This window comes from Mucilaginibacter paludis DSM 18603, assembly GCF_000166195.2.
In the GTDB taxonomy this organism is placed as follows: Bacteria; Bacteroidota; Bacteroidia; order Sphingobacteriales; family Sphingobacteriaceae; genus Mucilaginibacter; species Mucilaginibacter paludis.
Window position 1 is genome coordinate 4236174 of the sequence record NZ_CM001403.1, and the last position, 19548, is coordinate 4255721.

Here is a 19548-nt window from a genome sequence, read left to right on the forward strand (position 1 = left end):
AAGTAGCAATTAACTTCTGCAGGCCTTCACTATTTCAATGGCCTCTTTAGTTGCAGCAGTTAATTCAGCATATTTTTGGTTTTCCATCACATCTTTGCTTACCAGTTTACTTCCCATCCCAACTGCGCAAACACCGGCTTTGAACCATCCGGAGATACTTTCTTTTGTCATGTCCACCCCACCTGTAGGCATAAACAATAAGTTAGGGAAAAGCTCTTTGATACCCGATAAAAACGAGGGGCCCAGGATATTGCCCGGAAACAGCTTGATTACCTTAGCGCCCAGCTTTTCGGCACGGATAATTTCAGATGGCGTCATGCAACCCGGAAACCATAATATATCATGTTTATCAGCCACAGGTACTACATCTTCAACCAATCCGGGGCTAATAATATAATCAGCACCGGCGTCAATAAATTTCTGCGCGGTTTCACCATCTTTAATAGTGCCTATGCCCAGGTACATATCTTTAAGCTCTGTATCGCAAACTTTGCGCAATTTTTCAAAATTCTTAAAAGCGGCCTCGCCACGGTTAGTGTATTCAATAGTTTTTATACCTGCTTCGTAAAGCGCATATAAAAGCTTCACACTTACTTCCGCATCCTTGTTAAAAAACAAGGGTAAAATACCTTGCTCCGGTATTAATTTTAAAAGAGTTGATTTTTTGTCCATGGTAATAGTATAATTTAATGCCTCAATACATTTTGGGCTAAAGTAGAAAGAAATAAGATAAAGATGATGGCGTAACAGGCATTTAGTACAATTATTTACGCAATCGTTCCCGTAGATTTTTTTATAAAAACTTAGTAATTAGTTATGTTTAGTGTAATTTTGGCAACCCTGCTTTTGCGGGTACAATACCAATCACTTATTTATCAAATTTAAATCATACTAAACGATGTCTAAAAAAGTCGTAACGCTGGGAGAGATCATGTTAAGATTATCAACTCCTGATTTTAAAAGATTTGTTCAAAGCGACACCTTTGATGTTACTTATGGTGGCGGTGAAGCAAACGTTGCAGCAGCGCTTTGCAACTATGGATTAAACGGAACATTTGTGTCCAAGGTTCCTGCAAATCCTATCGGTCAGGCTGCTATTAACCACTTACGCCGTTACGGTGTAGATACACAGTATGTTGCCCGCGGTGGCAAACGTTTAGGTATTTACTTTTTAGAAACAGGTGCTTCTATGCGTGCCTCGCAGGTGGTTTATGACCGTGCCGATGCTTCTATATCTGAAGTTGATGCCAGCGAGTTTGATTTTGACAAAATTTTTGAAGGTGCTGATTGGTTCCATACAACCGGTATTACCCCGGCCTTGAGCGATAAAGCTGCGGCGCTTACTTTAGCCGCATTAAAAGCCGCTAAAGAAAAAGGTATTACAACCAGCATCGACCTTAACTACCGTAAAAAATTATGGAGCAAAGAAAAAGCCCGCGAAGTAATGACCGAGCTTTGTAAATATGTTGACGTTTGTATTGGTAACGAAGAAGACGCTGATACCACTTTAGGTTTTAAAAGCGCTGGTACTGATGTTACCAAGGGCGAATTGAACCTTGACGGCTATAAAGATGTATTTAAACAAATGAAAGAAAAATTCGGGTTTAAATATATTGCTTCAACCTTACGCGAAAGCCATAGCGCATCTGATAACGGATGGAGCGCCTTAGTGTACGATGGTAACGAATTTTACCACACTAAAGAATACAATGTACGTATTGTTGACCGTGTAGGTAGCGGCGACTCGTTTGCCAGCGGTTTCATTTTCGGTTTAGTTACCGGCTTGCCAATGGCTGATGCCGCCGAGTTTGGTGTTGCTGCCTCGGCTATTAAACACACCATCCCAGGTGACTTGAACCACGCTACTTTAAGCGAAGTTCAGGAGCTGGTTAAGGGTGACGGCTCAGGCCGCGTTCAACGTTAGTAGGTAGTTATACTATGGTCCATGGTCGATAGTCCATGGACCATAGATAACTAATTAAATATAGTAGGTTTAGCTATGGACTATCGACCATGGACTATGGACTAAAAAACTCAATCATGATTATAGATAAATTAGCAGAAGCTGATAAATATTACAGCCTGCATAAAAACTACCAGGTAGCATTTGAATACCTGAAGGCTCAGGATTTACTTAACCTGGAAGTTGGCAAATACGAAATTGCCGATGGTGTTGTGGCTTTTGTAACCGATAAGGAAGGTGTTACTCCCGAGGTTGCGGCAGGCAAGTTTGAGTGCCATAATAAAAATATCGATATTCAATTATGTATCCGCGGTACCGAAACCATCGCATGGAGACCCCGCACAGATTGTATTGACCCCAGAGGCGAATATAACGACGAGAAAGACGTGCTGTTTTACAACGACGCTGCCGATACCACCTTCAAATTAAAAGGCGGTCAGTTTGCCATTTTTTATCCAGAAGATGTTCACGCGCCAATGATGGGCGAGGGGCTGATCAAAAAATTAGTAGTAAAAGTAAGGATAGCATAATAACTACCCTTATAAAAAAAGGCCTGCTTAAGATAATTGAGCAGGCTTTTTTTATTTAATACCCAGCTGATAAACTGGTATTCAAAATATGTTAGGATGATTACTGTTCTTCTAACTCCGGGTTATTGAAAATAAAACTTTCAATAATATTTGAAAGTTTAAAAACAATGATCTACATTTGTATATGGAATTAGGAAATCATCTCGATACATGTTTCATTGGTTTCTGAAAAATTAATTACTTAAACAATCAATATCATGAACTACTTCATCTTAACCTACACTTTTTACCTCATTATCAGTATCGCCCTTACCGTTTGGGTAGCTAAGGTTCTTTTTAAAAACGGCCGGATATTTTTAGTGGATATCTTCCATGGCAATACGCTGCTGGCCGATTCTGTCAATAAACTTTTGGTAGTTGGCTTCTACCTGGTCAACATCGGCTACATGAGCCTCGCACTTAAAGAAGTTGGCGCCATCCCGGATACGCAGGTAGTGGTAGAAGTATTAAGCCGTAAATTGGGCTGGATCATTTTAATTTTAGGTGGTATGCATTTTTTGAATCTGATTGTTTTCTTTAAGTTACGCAATAGGGCCCAGCAACAATTGAAGGAACAGGCCGAAAAAGCCAATAATTAAAGTGATATTAAGCTTGGCGAGTGCTTGCATTCGCCAAGTATTGGCGTAAAAATGTTAACAATCCCGTGGCTTTGACAATGAAGATAAGATTGGACACAAGTCATTATAAGTAAGAACCCGGCCAGCCGGAAAGAAATACGGATGACGTTTGAAAAACATCTTAAACTATGTCATGCGAGGTACGAAGCAATCGCACGGAGGCATGTTCGCACTGCATAGTTCGCGATTGCTTCGTACCTCGCAATGATATTTTTATACTGGCTGTCAATGATTTAAGAAGACATCATTATAAGCTCCCTACGGTCGGTTTTGGGTTACTTTTTGTATCAAGACAAAACTGCGTTAGCAATCATTCACACCAAAAACAAACAACAGTGAATAACGTGGCAAGCCCCTTCACGCGGCGATTGAGCGTGCCGATGCTCTAAATTAAGGATACTGATTGTCGGAGCAAAGGCAGCACATTGATAATCAATGCACCTAATATGATGCATACTTACCGCTTTTAGAAGATCCCTCCTCGCGTCGGGATGACATGATGTAGAGATGTTAAGTATTGAAAATCAGTATCTTAACAGCTAATCATTGCGTGATTTTAAAGCCAATATCTTTTTCATTGCTTTGTGGGCTCAAACTGAAACCGTAATACATTAATACCTTTATCAATTATGAATAAGAAAGTCGTTTTAGCTGGGGGAACTGGCTTTGTTGGCCAGTTTTTGGCTGCGCAATTGCGCGATAGTGGTTATCAGGTTTTGATCATCTCCCGGCAACCAGGCCATATCCAATGGCAGGATGATAAAGCGATAATGGAAGCTCTGAATAATGCCGACATGCTGATCAACCTTGCAGGCAAATCCGTTAATTGCAGGTATAATGATCAAAACAAGGCCGAGATTTTTAGTTCGAGATTGCAAACTACCAAAATATTGGGCGAGGCTATATTAAAGTGCAGCAACCCGCCCGAGCTCTGGATTAATTCAAGCACAGGCACCATTTACAGGCATGCCGAGGATAGGGCCATGACGGAGAGCACCGGCGAAATTGGGGGCGGTTTTTCGGTAGATGTAGCCACACAGTGGGAGCAGATGTTTTTTTCGTTCAATACGCCACGCACACGGCAGGTTGCCTTGCGGATGGCTATTGTACTGGGTAAAGCAGGAGGGGTGATGGGGCCATTTAAAAACCTGGTGAAATTTGGCCTGGGTGGCAAACAAGGCAATGGCAGGCAAAAATTCAGCTGGATCCATATCAAGGATGTGTTGAATATCATTCTTTTTATTAAAAACAATAGTCAACTTGCGGGGGTAGTTAATTGTTCATCGCCAAATCCGGTTGATAATCAAAAGTTGATGCAAACCCTGCGCGAAAGTATGAATATGAAATTCGGCCTGCCTTCGCCGGTATGGCTACTTAAAATGGGTGCTGTATTGATCAAAACGGAAACAGAACTGATCTTAAAAAGCCGTTGGGTAATACCCGAAAGGTTAACGGCGGCTGGGTTTCAATTTGAATATCCAGACATTAAATCGGCTATAACAAATTTGCTGAAATAATAAGTTAACCGGTAACTTATTCTGGCTTATACGCAAGGTATTAAATTAAAAAAAAGTAAAGGCGTTTAATCAGTTGCCTTTACTTTTTTTACGGTAAGCACATCCTGGCCGGTAGCGTCGCCTTGTTCCTGTAATTTACCAAAAGCCGCTGCTGTGGCATAGTTGAGTAATTCTTGTGGTTCGTGATTGTTATACAGGCCGTATATAAGGCCCGCCATAAAACAATCGCCGCTTCCGGAGCGATCAACAACGCCCGAGCAGCTAAACTCGTGCGAGTGATACGGTTTCCCCTGGGTATACAGGGCGGTATAGTATTTCAAGTCATCTTTATCACTGTCAAACCTAAAGGTGTTGGCAACCGTTTTACATTTAGGGAATCGGCGCATCATCTCTAAGGATGTAGCTTCGGCGTGGTCAAGGTAAGCCTGCTTGCTTCGCTTATCATGGATATGCTCGTCTATGGTGGTACCCAATAAGCTGTTGGCACTCCAGATGTTGCCCATTACCACATCGCAATGCTCAACCAATTTGGGCATTATTTCAATAGGCTGTTTACCATATTTCCATAAGCGCGAACGGTAATTTAAATCCACCGAGATGGTGATCTTTTTGCGTGAGGCAGCTTCCAGGGCTTCTAAGCAAACATCCGCAACGTTTTGATTAAGCGCTGGGCTGATGGCCGTAAAATTAAACCACGATACATCGCGCAATATTTTATCCCAATCAATCATGCCGGGCTTGAGTTCCGAAAAGGAAGAGCGATCACGATCATAAACCATGCTGCCCTTTAAGTCGGCACCACGTTCCAGGTAATAGATCCCTATCCGGTTACCGGCAAACAAAATAGACGAGGTGAAAATGCCTTTATACTCCAGATAATCGATCACATGGCGAGACATGAAATTGTCCGGTAAAACAGTACAATATTTTACCGGAACATTCCATCCGGCCAAAGCCGTGGCCACGTTAGCCTCGGCACCGCCCATGTATAAATAAAAGGGATGTTTTTCGGCGTCAGCATCTAACGACGCGGGTGAAACGCGCAGCAATAATTCACCGAAACACAAAACTTTACTTATCACCAGTTAAAATATTGTTGGGCGTTGTTATAACTAATATTCTGGATAACCTGACCTAACCACTCGATATCGTTAGGTAACTCACCATTCTCTACATCTTCGCCAAACAGGTTACAAACTATCCTTCTGAAATACTCGTGGCGCGGGAAAGATAAAAAGCTGCGTGAGTCGGTTAACATACCCACCATGCGGCTTAATAAGCCCATATTTGATAGGGTATTTAACTGTTTGGTCATGCCGTCCTTTTGATCTAAGAACCACCATCCCGATCCAAACTGAATTTTACCGGCAACAGAGCCATCGTTAAAGTTACCAATCATGGTAGCCATTAACTCGTTATCTCGGGGGTTCAGGTTGTAAAGTATGGTTTTTGCTAACTGGTCAGTGGTATCTAATCTGTTTAAAAACTTAGATAAGGCTACCCCCTGGCTAAAATCGCCTATCGAGTCCCATCCGGTATCGGGGCCTAAGTTGCTAAGGGCGCGGGCGTTGTTATTGCGCAAAGCACCCAGGTGATATTGCTGAACCCAGCCTTTTTCATGATCCCAAATGGCGAAATGATACAACATGGCCGATTTAAACTTCAGCACCTCGGTATGGGTTAAAGCCTGGTTGTTACGTATCTTTTGGAAGATAGCGTTAATCTCGGCATCGGTATAATCCTCAGCATAAATCTGTTCCAAACCATGGTCAGATACTTTGCATCCGTTGGCGGCAAAATAATCATGACGTTGTTTTAAGGCCGAAAGGTAGGCATCAAAACTGTGGATAGAAATATTGGTAACGGCTTCAACTTTGTCAATGTACGCGTTAAGGCCCGCAACATCATCAGCGTTCATTGCCTTATCGGGGCGGAAAGCCGGAGCTACCTTTACTTCGGCACCATCCTTTACAATTTTTTGATGATGCTCCAGGTTATCAATCGGATCGTCTGTGGTGCAGATCACCTTGACATTCATTTTTTTGATGATACCTTGAACAGAAAATTCTTTGGTTTGAAGCTGGGCCGTGCAATTTTCGTAAACATCTTTACCGTTAGTTTTTGATAGAATGGCGTCTACTCCAAAATAACGTTGAAGCTCCAGGTGCGTCCAGTGGTAAAGCGGGTTGCGTAAAGTATACGGAACCGTTTCCGCCCATTTTTCAAACTTTTCGTAATCGCTGGCCTTACCAGTGATAAAATGCTCGTTGATGCCGTTGGCACGCATGGCACGCCATTTATAATGATCGCCGTAGAGCCAGATCTGGGTAAGGTTTTCAAAATTGATATCATTGGCAATCTGGTCGGGCGGCAGGTGGCAATGATAGTCGATGATCGGCATCTGCTTAGCATAGTCATGGTAAAGCTTTTCTGCCGTTGCGTTTTGCAGTAAAAAATTTTCGTTTAAGAACTTCTTCATTATATTGTGATTGTATCAGGATTCTTTTTGATTACACTGATTTTTGGATTTGGGATTACACCGATTTTTTATTTATAAACTTTGTCATTTCGACTGGAAGGAGAAATCTTTTGCGCCTCGTATATACAGCTTGTAAAAGATTTCTCCTCGTTCCTCGTCGAAATGACAAATAAATGGGCGAGGTTTATTTTATAACGATATCCCGCGCTTCCACGGAATAAAGTCATCCTGCCCGTGGCGTACCGCGCTTACTTCAATTTCGCCACTGGCAACTTTGATCACGTAATCCAAAATCCGCTCGCCGGCTTGTTCAATCGTTTCGTCTCCATCAATGATCGAACCGGTGTCGATATCAATAATATCGCTCATTTTATTGAAGAGCTTGGTATTGGTTGATATTTTGATTACCGGGGTAATAGGGTTGCCTGTTGGCGTGCCCAGGCCGGTGGTAAACAATACCACGTTGGCGCCCGATGCTACTTCGGCTGTGGTTGATTCCACATCGTTACCGGGAGTACATAATAAATTTAAGCCCGGTTTGGTTACCTTTTCGGGATAATCCAACACATCAACCACCGGTGACGTACCGCCTTTTTTCGCCGCTCCGGCAGATTTGATGGCGTCGGTAATTAAACCATCCTTAATATTACCCGGCGAAGGGTTCATATCAAAGCCCGATCCTACTTCTTCGGCGCGTTGGGCATAAGTTTTTACCAGGTAGCTAAAGCGGTCGGCCTTTTCCTTATCCACGCAGCGGTCTATCAGGTTTTGCTCAACACCGCAAAGCTCCGGGAATTCGGCTAAGATAACCGAGCCGCCCAGGCTCACCAGCAGATCGGATGTATAACCGATAGCGGGGTTAGCTGAAATGCCCGAAAATCCGTCGGACCCGCCGCACTCCAGGCCAATAGTGATTTTGCTTAAAGGTGCAGGCTGGCGTACATTATTATTAGCTTCGATAAGCCCGGCCATAGTTTGGCGGATGGCCAGATCTAATAAATCCGACTCCTTACCAACCTTTTGCTGATCTAATACATACAACGGCTTGCTAAAGTTGGGCGAACGCTTTTTAATTTCTTCTTCTAAAATGGATACCTGTGCGTTTTGGCAGCCTAAGCTCATTACGGTAGCGCCCGCAACGTTAGGGTGGGTAATATAACCGGCCAGTAAGCCGCAAAGCGCGGTAGCATCCTGGCGGGTACCGCCGCAACCGCCGTTGTGCGTTAAAAACTTAATGCCATCTACATTAGGGAAAACACGGTTAGCCTTAGCAACAGCGGTACCATCTTTCACTTCGGTATATAAAACCTGATCGACGCTGCCGCCTTCTTTTACCAGGTTAATCAGTTGCTGCGCTTTGGTTTCGTAGCTATTATGCCTGCCGTAGCCCAATGGTTTTACCAGGGCATCCTGCAATACTTCAAGGTTACGGTTTTCGCAAAATACCATAGGTATAACCAGCCAGTAATTGCCTGTACCCACGCTGCCATCCTCGCGGTGAAAGCCCATAAAGGTTTTGCCTGCCCATTTTGAGGTATCAGGCTGTTGCCAGCTATCGTGATGCTGCGCGGTTAAAAAACCACTCGCGGCATGTTTTACATTAGCGGTGCTTAATAAACCGCCAGCTTGTATATCGCTTTGCGCCTTGCCAACCAATACCCCGTACATTATAATCTGTTGCTCCTGGGCAATCAGGTCTTCAGCAAATTTGTGCTTGGCTGCAATAAATTCTTTTACGGTGTATGTTCTTCCCGCGTACTCAACCGTTTCGCCGGGGTGCAAATCCGTTAGTGCTACTACTACATTATCGGCTGGGTGTACTTTTAATATTTTCTGCTTCATTATAATAATTTTCTAATTCACTTTTTGCTAATCAGTTCTAAAACGCCATGTTGCATAATAGCCGCTAATTTACTGGCAACGGCATCTTCAAAGCCAGGTAATATAGTCAGGTTAGGGCCATCCCAAAGGTTTTCGTTGGACAGGATGCTGTTTGTAACATCGTTAACGTTATCCAATTTCCAGGCTTCCTCAAATATCGCAGCATTATCATCGGTCACTTTATATTCAACGCCGTTATTGTTGCCAATGTATTCGCCTTTCGCATTTTTCTCAACTTTCATAAAGCGGATAAACGCGGCAAAACCCAGGGCTATATATTCGGGCACTTCGCTGCTTAGCCTGTAGTGCTGTAAAAGCAGGGGCAATACGCGCATTTTTATTTTAGATGAATATTGAGCCGATATACTGATCCATTGATGCTCAATATGCGGATTGCGGAACCTGTCAAGCACGGTGTTTGCAAAAGTATGCTTCATCGATTCGTTTATGCTGTAGGGGATAGCCGGGGATATATCATGGATCATCAATTGTGATAAAAAATCAGCAAACAAAGGGTCGTCCATAGCTGTTTTTACCGTTTTAAAACCAGATAAAAAGGCCACCGCACAGCTTAAAGTATGTGTTCCGTTAAGCAGGCGCAATTTTAATTCGCGAAAAATTTCAATATCAGGTGTTATGATCACTCCGTCATCAACCTGGCAAAAAGATAAAACCGATTTTACCTTTTCATCGCCCTCAATGGCCCAAAGGCTGTAAACCTCTGATACGATACGCAAATCATCTTTATAACCATCAACAGATTCTAAAATTTCGATAGTTTTAGCATCCGGCTTTCCGGGTACAATCCTGTCAACCATCGAATTGCAAAAATGATTGTATTTGTTTAACCAGTTGATGAAGTCGCTGCTCAGGTTATTGTTTGCAGCCAGTTCTAAAACAATATTTTTAAGTTTTTTACCATTATCAACAATCAATTCGGCGGGTACAATAACCAGGCCACTGGCTTCGGTTCCGCCTAAGGCTTTGTAACGCTCATGCAGTATCGCCAATAATTTACCCGGAAAAGATACAGGTGGCGTATTATGAATATCGTCTTCAACCAATTGAATGCCAACTTCGGTAGTATTTGATATCACCACCTGCAACTCGGGATTGCGGGCAAACTCCATAATGGCGGCCCAATCGTTACCGGCAGTTAATACACGGCTAATGGCAGAGCATATGATGTTTTCTTCAACCCTTTGGCCGTTATCGATACCTTTAATAGAAAGAGTGTACAAGCCATTCTGCTGGTCAAAATCGGTAGCGGAGCCTGTATCGGTTGATTTAACCACTACCACACGGCCATTAAAAATACCCTGACGATTAGCCTTATCAATAAAATAGTCGGGCAGGCCCCTTAGTAAAACCCCTGTACCAAACTGTAGTACCCTTTCGGGCAAATCAAACAATTTCTCGTCGGGCACCACCAATCCGGGAACGGCAATGTTTTTAAGGTTATTTTGTGAAAGTATCATATGGGTGTGTTATTTTGTTAAGTGTTTTTTTAGCCCAGTCGGGATAGGCTTATCTATTAGTTTTTGGTAATGGCATCTGTTTTTTGCGCATGAGCAGTACCATACCAGGTTAAACCTGCTGCAATACATAAGTTAATATACTTAGATGCCTTGCTCACGACGCGTTACCTGGTTATTTCTGAATTTGTTTAAGCGCCCATTTTACTAAATCATTGGCGGCTTTGTAATTATCATAATCAGCCGGTAGCTTGCGTCCATCGGTATATTCGTTATAAAACCACGGGTCACCTACTGCAAAAACTGTTCCCTTACCGTATTTGGCCGTGGCGATGATGGTATCTTTCCCGTCAACTAATTCGGCAACTGCCGGAGGGTTTACTTTAAAGGTCGAGATTTCTTTGATGTAGATCTTTTTAGCGGTTTTAAATATAGGATCGGTGGTAGGGATGTTGATTGCGCCGGTTTCAAAATGAGGTGTGGTTACGTGGTTGCGGCTATCCTCGTTAAATTGAATACCAAATTTAGCCATGAGTTTGTTGAGGTGCTTAAACTCGGCGTTGCCTGTATCGTTATTTAAAACAATCAGCATGCCGCCTGCCTTCACCCAATCGCTGATGGCTTTAACATGAGCCTCTTCGATGTATTTTGTGTTTGGGTTTTCTTTCGGGATGTCCGGATCAACGATGATATAAATATCGCCCTTTTTAAGGTTCGCGGCAGTAGGCGCCTGGTATAAGGTAGTGGTTTTAACTCCGTAGTTTTGAAATACATTGCCAAAAAAGGTAAAGCCGTTGTTATCCTGCTCATCCCATTTATAATGGTAAGAGATAGAAGCGCCGGTAACATCTTTTTTATGCTCATCGTTAAAATAGGAATCGAGTATAACGGTTTTGCCCTTGCCTAAGTTGCGGTTAGCCAGGCGTTCCATTTCAACGGCAGCCTGTAAAAAGGCGCCGATGCCTTTAGGGTCGTTGGTTACCACTTTCTCGCTCAGATAATAAGCATAACTGCCATCGCGGTAGGGCTGGCCGCCCAGGCCTGATACGCTAACCGTTCCTTTTAAATTGGTAAGGCCGTTGGCATCAACTTCAACAAATTCTTTAATAATTCCCTTATAACCTTTATCGGCAACAGCCAAAAAGCTTTCGGGCAAATAACCGAACCTGACACCTTTGGCCAGGGCATAAACAAACATAGATGATGCTGACGATTCCAGGTAATTACCTTTTTCGCCTGCTTTGTCTAATATATCGTACCAAACACCGCTCTTAGGGTCCTGGTATTTTTGGATGGCAGTAGCCAAACGGTTTAGTATTGCGATGATCTCCGGTCTTTTGGGATGGTTAGCGGGTAGGTAATCCAGTACATCAACTAAGGCCATGGCGTACCAGCCATCGGCCCGGGCCCAGAAATTGGCCGACAAGCCGGTTTTTGGGTCGGCCCATTTTTCTTTTTTGCTGTAGTCCCAGCCGTGGTACAATAAGCCTGTTTTAGCATCTCGCGCATGCTGCTCCATCAGGATATATTGCTTGGCTATATCATCAAAATCGGCTTCATGGTGAAATTCAGCAGCGTATTCGGCATAAAAAGATTCGGCCATATACAAGCCATCGAGCCACATCTGGTCAACATATCGCTTTTTGTGCCAAAAGCCGCCCTCGGGTGTGCGGGGCTGTTTTTTAAGCTGATCATACAGGGTGTTGGCTACGGTAAGGTATTTTGCAGTACCTAATGTATTATACAGCATCAGCATATTGCGCCCGCACAAAATATTATCAAGGGTGTAATCGTCGCTTTTATAGCCTTTAATTTCGGTGCCATCAGCATTGATCAGGTTATCCATGCTTTGCTGAATGTATTTAAAGTAGCTCCTGTCGGCAGTTTGCAGCCATACACCTTCAATCCCTTTCAGTATTACCCCTTCGTCATAGTTCCATTTTTTAAATGGCTTGCCACCGGCCGCTGCCGAGGTATCTGAAGGCATATTCTTCATGATCGTGGCGGCTATTCTTTGCGACATCGGTTTTTCCTGAGCGTAAACATTTAGCCCGGCCGAAAACAACGATAGCGTGAGGATACTTAATTGAATACCTTTTTTCATCAATGTTTATTTAATATGAATTGATTTTTGTGTAGCGCCATCTGTAAGTAACAATTTACTTTTGGCCGCCGAAGCAGGGGTATTGGTTACCGCAATATCCGATGTTTTGCTTCCGGATATTTTAAACAGTAAATCGCTTCCGGGTTTATAGGCGATATGATCCAGGTAGATACTCTGGCTGTTATCAATGCTAACAACCGGGTTGGTATCATCGGTAATCATCCGGAAGTTTTTAATGTATACGCCGGTAGCCTCGGTACATACCATTCCTTTTTTAGCTTTGATCACCATATCGTTAAGGTATAGCCCTAAAATGTTCATCTCGGGCAGGCCTCGTATAAACAAAGCAGTTGCAGCTCCGTTACAAACAATATTGCTGATATGAAAATCCTTAAACTGTGGTGTTGCCTCGGTTACCGGCAGCACCTCAACCTTGGGGGCATCGCGCTTTTCGCCGGATAGCGCAACCGGATCTTTAGCCATATAATACATATCAAACAAAATGGCCTCGGCCCCAATGTCTTTCATGTTAATATTGGTGACATAAATATTCTGTACTACGCCGCCACGCCCGCGGGTTGTTTTAAAGCGCAGGCCAACATCGGTACCCAAAAACGAGCAGTTATACACAAAAATATTTTTTGCTCCGCCGCTCATCTCGCTGCCTATTACAAAGCCGCCATGGGCATGGTAAACCACGCAATTACGTACAATTACATTTTCGGTAGGTTTGCCCAGCTTGCGCCCGGCCTCGTCCCGTCCCGATTTAATGCAGATGCCGTCATCACCCACGTCAAACGTACTGTTCTCGATCAGCGTGTTGGTGCTCGATTCAAGATCAATGCCGTCTCCGTTTTGGGCGTACCAAGGGTTTTTAACATTGACGCCACGCAGGGTAAGGTCTGAACATAAAAAGGGATGCAGATTCCATGCCGGCGAATTTTGAAAGGTAACGCCCTCCAGTAATATCCGTTTACAGTTGTTCAGTACAACCATGTTGGGTCGTAAAAAATCCTTGTATACTTCAAAGTCCTGTATGGAGCGGCCTTCCTTTAAAATCCCCGGATCTTTAGCCTGTGATCCTTTTAATGATTTTTCGGTTGGGTACCAGGTTTTTTTATCGGCGCTCAGCAATCCGCCCGATGCTATTTTATCCTGCCATTGCGTTGCGGTAAGTTTGTCTTTTTTTACCATGCGCCAGGCATCGCCGTTACCATCAATAATACCTGTACCGGTGATGGCTATATTCTGAAGGTCTTTACCGGATATGGGCGATTTACATCTGCCAGCCGGTAAACCTTCGTACGATCCTTCAACAATAGGGTACTGGTTAAAATCTTTGGTGAACAGCAATATCCCGTCACGGTCAATGTGCAGGTTAACGTTGCTTTTCAGGTCGATAGGGCCGGTTAGCCATACACCACCCGGAACAAGCACTACGCCGCCGCCTTTTTCGCTGCAGGAGGTAATAGCATCGTTAATGCTGTTGGTGTTCAGGGTAAGACCATCGCCTTTGGCATCAAACTGTTTAATATTAAAGGTATCGGTTTTAAAGGCCGGTTGTTTTACCTTGGGCAGGTTAATGCCAGGAAACTGTGCAAGTGCACAGGTACTTATTGCCAACAGGCCGAAACTTAACTTTAATACTTTATTCATTACCTGGTTTTGTAGTTATTTTAATTCGTCGATGGCCACAGGATCCATATCGCTGTAAACCTGGTTTTCGCCGGCCATACCCCAGATGAACGAATAATTGGCCGTGCCGCAACCCGAGTGAATTGACCATGGCGGAGAAATAACGGCTTCGTTATTCTTCATCACCAGGTGTTTGGTTTGCTGTGGCTCGCCCATCAGGTGTAACACAACCTGGCCTGGAGTTACATCAAAGTAGAAATACATTTCCATCCGGCGATCGTGCGTGTGCGATGGCATCGTATTCCAAACGCTGCCGGTGCTTAAAACGGTAAGGCCCATTACCAGTTGGCTGCTGCGGATACCATCTAAATGGATGTATTTGTAAATGGTACGCGCGTTTGACGTTTCGGCAGAGCCGATGCTTACCGGTGTGGCATCTTCCTTTTTCATCAGGCTGGCCGGATATTCTTTATGTGCCGGGGCCGATAGTAAATAATATTTTGCCGGGTTGGTAGCGTCTAAGCTCTTAAAGGTTACTTCCTTTGAGCCCTTGCCTGCAAAAACGCAATCCAGTTTATTAATGGCGAAGGTTTGAGCGTCAATTACAACTTCACCAGGACCGCCAATGTTGATAATTCCCAATTCGCGGCGCTCTAAAAAATATTCGGCACGTAGTTCAGGGTAGTTGGGTAAGCTGATGGGCCCGTTAGCCGGTACAGCGCTGCCTACAATTACACGGTCGTAATGGCTGTATACAAAGCTGATCTCGTCTGCCTTCATCAGGCTATCTACTAAAAAATTACCGCGCAATTCAGCAGTGGTCATGGTGCTCACTTCTTTTGCGCTATTATGATATCGTTGTTCCATTATATATTTTAATTTTGATTACACCGATGGGTTTTGATTTCACCGATTTGATTTTAGTGTTTTGATTTCGCCGATGAGTTTTGATTTCACCGATAATGTTTGTTTTTTAGCGGCCCAGCCACCCACCATCCACCGGCAGTATGACGCCGTTAACATAATCAGAGGCTGATGAGGCCAGGAAAACGGTTGCGCCGCCCAGGTCATCGGCTTGACCCCAGCGTGCCGCAGGGATACGCTCAAGGATGGATCTGCTCCTGTCCGGATCGCCTCTCAGTGCCTCGGTATTATCTGTGGCAATGTATCCTGGTGCTATGGCGTTTACATTAATCCCTTTTGAGGCCCATTCGTTAGCAAAGGCTTTGGTTAAGCTGCCTATAGCGCCTTTACTTGCCGCGTAGCCGGGTACGTTGATACCGCCCTGGAAAGTTAATAATGATGCCGTGAAAATAATTTTGCCCGAACCCTGCTCAATCATCCGTTTGCCCACTTCTCGGCTTAAAATAAAAGGAGCATCCAGGTTAATGTTTAAAACAGTGTCCCAATAATCATTAGGGTGCTCTACAGCGGGTTTGCGCATAATGGTACCCGCATTGTTCACCAGGATATCTATTTGCTGATTTTCGGCCAGCACTTGTTTTGCAAAAGCTTCCAGGGATACACGGTTACCAAAATCGCACTGGTAGGCTTTAAACTTACGGCCCAGCGATGTGACTTCCTGTTCAACCTCACTTCCGCTTAGGGCGATAGAAGCTGAAACGCCGATAATATCGGCCCCGGCATTAGCCAGGGCTAAGGCCATAGCTTTGCCAATGCCGCGGTTGCATCCGGTTACGATAGCTGTTTTACCCGAAAGATCAAATAATTTTTGTATTTGCATAAGTGGGGTTGTATATGTTGAGTTTTTAGGTTTGATATATTTCTCCAAGCAATTTTAAGGAGTTTTAAGTAGAAACTAACCATTTATAGGGAAAAAAGTTGTGCAATCGTTCCCGAGATAACCGGTTTAGCATCATACCTGGTTTAGTAATTTGGCGAAAATTATTAAATATTTAAGCATGATGTTGTTTAACTGTTAAGATAGCTTATGCTTATGGTAATATTGTTTAGTTTTTAAGAAGCCAAGGTTTAGGTATCCTGGTTTTTTACCGGTAATAATGTTATTAAGCACCAAGCCATAAATAAAAAAAAGCCTGTAATACAGGCTCCGTGATCGTCATGATGTTTTGCTTGGTTAAAGTATTTTAAACCCTAAACTGATATGGAACAAGCTGGCCCGTTGGCCATATTTTTCGTTAAGCCTGGTTAAGCCTCCCTCGTACCGGGCATCAATGGATATATTACCCAGGTCTACCCCGGCGCCGACCTGGTAACCCAAGGTGCTGTTATTGTAGTTTCCAAAATCGCGATAAGCCGAGCCGAGGTTGCTTGAAAAGCTTTCGTCCTTGCTTAAAATGTACGAGTAAACCGGCCCCGCCATAATGCGGAAGTTAAGATGGCTTACGCCGAATGATTCGCCAATCAACACCGGAACATCCAGCGTGGTGAATTTAACTTTGGCCGAACCGCCAGCGTTGCTTCCGTTGCTATCAAAATTAAACTGGCCGCCTTTGCTGCCTATATACATTTCGGGCTGGATGTAGGTGCTTTTGCCAAGGCGTGCCCAAGCGCCAAACTGGTAACCTGCAATGGTTGATTCTGATAAATTATCGGTATTAATCTTTGAAATATTGACACCGCCTTTTAATCCTAAGGTAAATTGTGCCCTGGCAGCTACGGTTATCAGCGTTAATATGGCTAAGCTTAATAGATACTTCTTCATCTGAGTAAATTTAAATTGGGGGTTATAAATTGATGTGATTAAAACAATTGATTCACAAAATTAATAAAACCGTATATAGAACTGATTTTTTTTATTTTTGTTCCAAATAAACTCACACAATGGCCGAGATCAATATTAGTAACAAGGATTGGGAAAGAGTAAAAATTAAAGTACAGCGTAAATACAACCATATTACCAACGAGCAGTTGGCTTATGCAGAAGGGCAGGAGGACGACCTGATTACGCGCTTAATGGCCTTAGTTAACCGCGACCGTAAGTACGTTGTTTTTACCTTAAAAAAAGCACTGGTAAATATTGATAACAACCGGTTGTAATAATTTTAACTACACCGCAAACACAAAGGCTTTTTTATTACTTTTATGTTTTTATAACAGTATAGTAACATGGAAAGGCGCGTTGTGTTGAGCAAAACTTATAAACGGATAGGGATAGGTGCCGGGGTATTTTCGTTGGCGTTGGTTTTGTGGAGTTTCAATGACGACTTATTCCAGATCTCAAAAAATCTGGACGTTTTTGCCTCGGTTTATAAAGAGATCAACATTAATTATGTAGATGAGGTAGACCCTGCCAAACTGGTTAAAACCGGTGTTGATGCGATGCTTGACGGACTCGATCCTTATACCGAGTTTGTACCCGAGTCTGAAATAGAAGATTATAAGCTTAAGTACGTAAGTACACAATATGGCGGCATAGGCGCAAGCATATTCACCAAAAACAAAAAAGTTGTTGTATCCGAAGTTGCTGAAGGCTTCCCAGCGCAGAAAGCAGATATAAGAGCGGGAGACGAGTTTGTAAAGATCAACGACATCGACCTGACTACAAAAAACAGCGACCAGGTGAGCCAATTACTCAAAGGATCCAAAGGCGCAGCCATTAAGTTATTGATTAAGCGCGATGGAGTAGCCACCCCAATACTTAAAGATCTGATTCGCGACGAGATTAAGCAGCCCAATGTATCTTACTTTGGTATGGTAAATGGCAATATGGGTTATATTAAGCTGGATAAGTTTTTAGAGAACTCCAGCGATGAGGTAACCAATGCCTTGGTTACGCTAAAAAAAAATAACCCTAATGGTATCATCCTGGATCTGCGGTCAAACGGTGGCGGCATTTTGCAGGAAGCAGTGAAAATTGTGAACCTGTTTGTGCCCAAGGATGTGGAAGTAGTGTCGCAAAAAGGAAAAGTAAAAGAAAAAAATTATACCTATCGTACCAACAACAACCCCATCGAGCCTGCTTTGCCTTTGGTGGTTTTGGTGAATAACCATTCGGCTTCGGCCTCTGAGATTGTGGCCGGCTCCCTGCAAGACCTGGACCGAGCCGTTATCATCGGGCAACGTAGTTATGGTAAGGGCCTGGTGCAGCAAACGTTTAACCTGCCTTATAACAGCCTGGTTAAAATTACTATCGCCAAATATTACACCCCTTCGGGCAGGTGTATCCAGTCGTTAGATTATACGCACCGCAATGCTGATGGTACGGTTGACAGGGTTGCCGATTCTACCATGCATGAGTTTAAAACCAGGGATGGCCGTTCTGTTTATGATGGCAGCGCCATTTACCCTGATTTAGTGGTTAAGCAAGAACGCTTTGCCAATATTACCCAGGTTTTGGTAGGCAAATTGTTTGTGTTTGATTATGCCACGGTTTACCGTAATGCGCACGTTAAGCTACCCGATCCCAAAACGTTTACTTTAAGCGATGCTGATTACAACGATTTTGTAAAATACCTGGCCGGTAAAGATTATAATTACAGTAATCCATCCGAGAAGATATTAAAAGACTTAAAAGCGCAAGCCACCAAAGACAAAGAGTTTAGTGATATTAAAGCAGAATATGACGCCCTGCAAGCTAAATTAACGAACTCGAAAGAGAATGACTTTGAGCAACATAAAGCGGAAATAAAACAGGTGCTTGAAAACGAAATAGTTTCCAGATACTATTTTGAAAAAGGCCGTTACGAATGCAATTTTAAATACGATAGGGAACTGGCCCAGAGTGTTAAGGTATTGCAGGATAAAAACATGGTGGCTTCTATTTTAAAAGGCGAGGGTAGCTACAAAATTATTGGCAAACCACAGATCACAATAGCCTCTACCAAGCCTGAGGTGAAGAATAAGGATTAAGGTAGGGCTTCCCAGCCATGCTAAGTATTCCACCGGGCGTCCGGAAAAAGAAGGATAACATTTCAAAAGCATAGTAAGCTATGTCATCGATGAACCAATCCGGCCAGCCCGAAAAAAACAGGAATAACTTTTGAAAGGCATCTTAAACTATGTCATTGAGGAACGAAGCAATCGCACGGAGGTATGTTCGCTCTGCTTAGTTCTCGGCTGCTTCGCAATGATGGTTTTTTGCTGTATGTCAATGACTTAAGAAGACGTCATTGCGAGGTACGAAGCAATCTCTAAGCTATGCAGAGCGGCTCTTTAGGTTTCAAGTTGTTGATTGTCAGTACGTATATTTTGCGTTGATAGTCAGTATTCTTTAATTTAGAGCATCGGCCCGCTCAAACGCCGCGGGAAGGGCTTTGTTCTTTTTGTCTTGACACAAAAAGAACCAAAAAAGTCAAGACTGCCC

Annotated in this window: 16 protein-coding genes; 6 read left to right on the forward strand and 10 right to left on the reverse strand. The window is 43.4% G+C overall.

The window, feature by feature from the left end; all coding sequences use genetic code 11:
- Positions 1–9: 9 nt before the first annotated feature.
- Positions 10–672: a beta/alpha barrel domain-containing protein gene (locus tag MUCPA_RS17975; protein WP_008508318.1), complete on the reverse strand. Its 663-nt coding sequence runs from the start codon at positions 670–672 to the stop codon at positions 10–12.
- Between the two features lie 226 nt (positions 673–898).
- Between MUCPA_RS17975 and MUCPA_RS17980 the strand changes: the two genes are divergently transcribed.
- The 4 genes from MUCPA_RS17980 to MUCPA_RS17995 all read left to right on the forward strand — a co-directional run bounded on the left by MUCPA_RS17980 (position 899) and on the right by MUCPA_RS17995 (position 4687).
- On the forward strand, positions 899–1924 hold the full coding sequence (locus tag MUCPA_RS17980) for a sugar kinase (protein ID WP_008508320.1): 1026 nt from the start codon (positions 899–901) through the stop codon (positions 1922–1924).
- 116 nt (positions 1925–2040) lie between these two features.
- On the forward strand, positions 2041–2493 hold the full coding sequence (locus MUCPA_RS17985) for a YhcH/YjgK/YiaL family protein (RefSeq protein ID WP_008508322.1): 453 nt from the start codon (positions 2041–2043) through the stop codon (positions 2491–2493).
- Positions 2494–2750: 257 nt separating this feature from the next.
- A complete protein-coding gene (locus MUCPA_RS17990; protein WP_008508324.1) occupies positions 2751–3131 on the forward strand; it encodes a hypothetical protein in 381 nt (126 codons plus the stop codon).
- A gap of 668 nt (positions 3132–3799) precedes the next feature.
- Positions 3800–4687 (forward strand): TIGR01777 family oxidoreductase, encoded by an 888-nt coding sequence (locus MUCPA_RS17995; protein WP_008508326.1) that lies wholly within the window; start codon positions 3800–3802, stop codon positions 4685–4687.
- A 65-nt stretch (positions 4688–4752) separates the two neighbouring features.
- Here MUCPA_RS17995 and MUCPA_RS18000 read toward each other — a convergent pair whose 3' ends face one another.
- From MUCPA_RS18000 to MUCPA_RS18040, 9 genes are all read right to left on the reverse strand, one after another.
- A complete protein-coding gene (locus tag MUCPA_RS18000) occupies positions 4753–5769 on the reverse strand; it encodes a sugar kinase (RefSeq protein ID WP_008508328.1) in 1017 nt (338 codons plus the stop codon).
- Positions 5766–7166 (reverse strand): glucuronate isomerase, encoded by a 1401-nt coding sequence (uxaC, locus tag MUCPA_RS18005; protein ID WP_008508329.1) that lies wholly within the window; start codon positions 7164–7166, stop codon positions 5766–5768. The genes MUCPA_RS18000 and uxaC overlap by 4 nt, the downstream gene beginning before the upstream one ends.
- A 189-nt stretch (positions 7167–7355) precedes the next feature.
- Entirely contained in the window at positions 7356–9008 is a 1653-nt protein-coding gene (locus MUCPA_RS18010; RefSeq protein ID WP_008508330.1) for a UxaA family hydrolase, read from the reverse strand.
- A 17-nt stretch (positions 9009–9025) separates the two neighbouring features.
- Positions 9026–10525, reverse strand: a complete 1500-nt coding sequence (locus MUCPA_RS18015) for a tagaturonate reductase (protein WP_008508333.1) — start codon at positions 10523–10525, stop codon at positions 9026–9028.
- Between the two features lie 172 nt (positions 10526–10697).
- The gene (locus MUCPA_RS18020) at positions 10698–12626 is read right to left on the reverse strand and encodes a glycoside hydrolase family 88 protein (RefSeq protein ID WP_008508334.1); all 1929 of its coding nucleotides are present in this window, start codon (positions 12624–12626) and stop codon (positions 10698–10700) included.
- 6 nt (positions 12627–12632) lie between these two features.
- Positions 12633–14282, reverse strand: a complete 1650-nt coding sequence (locus MUCPA_RS18025) for a glycoside hydrolase family 28 protein (RefSeq protein ID WP_008508336.1) — start codon at positions 14280–14282, stop codon at positions 12633–12635.
- Positions 14283–14297: 15 nt separating this feature from the next.
- On the reverse strand, positions 14298–15128 hold the full coding sequence (gene kduI, locus MUCPA_RS18030; protein WP_008508338.1) for a 5-dehydro-4-deoxy-D-glucuronate isomerase: 831 nt from the start codon (positions 15126–15128) through the stop codon (positions 14298–14300).
- Positions 15129–15234: 106 nt separating this feature from the next.
- On the reverse strand, positions 15235–16005 hold the full coding sequence (gene kduD, locus MUCPA_RS18035) for a 2-dehydro-3-deoxy-D-gluconate 5-dehydrogenase KduD (RefSeq protein ID WP_008508339.1): 771 nt from the start codon (positions 16003–16005) through the stop codon (positions 15235–15237).
- A gap of 354 nt (positions 16006–16359) precedes the next feature.
- Entirely contained in the window at positions 16360–16947 is a 588-nt protein-coding gene (locus tag MUCPA_RS18040; protein WP_008508342.1) for a porin family protein, read from the reverse strand.
- A 119-nt stretch (positions 16948–17066) separates the two neighbouring features.
- Here MUCPA_RS18040 and MUCPA_RS18045 point away from each other — a divergent pair, with 119 nt between their 5' ends.
- Together MUCPA_RS18045 and MUCPA_RS18050 are read left to right on the forward strand one after the other, a co-directional pair.
- The gene (locus MUCPA_RS18045) at positions 17067–17282 is read left to right on the forward strand and encodes a hypothetical protein (RefSeq protein ID WP_008508343.1); all 216 of its coding nucleotides are present in this window, start codon (positions 17067–17069) and stop codon (positions 17280–17282) included.
- A gap of 69 nt (positions 17283–17351) precedes the next feature.
- Positions 17352–19094 carry a S41 family peptidase gene (locus MUCPA_RS18050; RefSeq protein ID WP_008508345.1) on the forward strand — a complete coding sequence of 581 codons (1743 nt, stop codon included), beginning with the start codon at positions 17352–17354 and terminating at the stop codon, positions 19092–19094.
- Positions 19095–19548 lie beyond the last annotated feature (454 nt).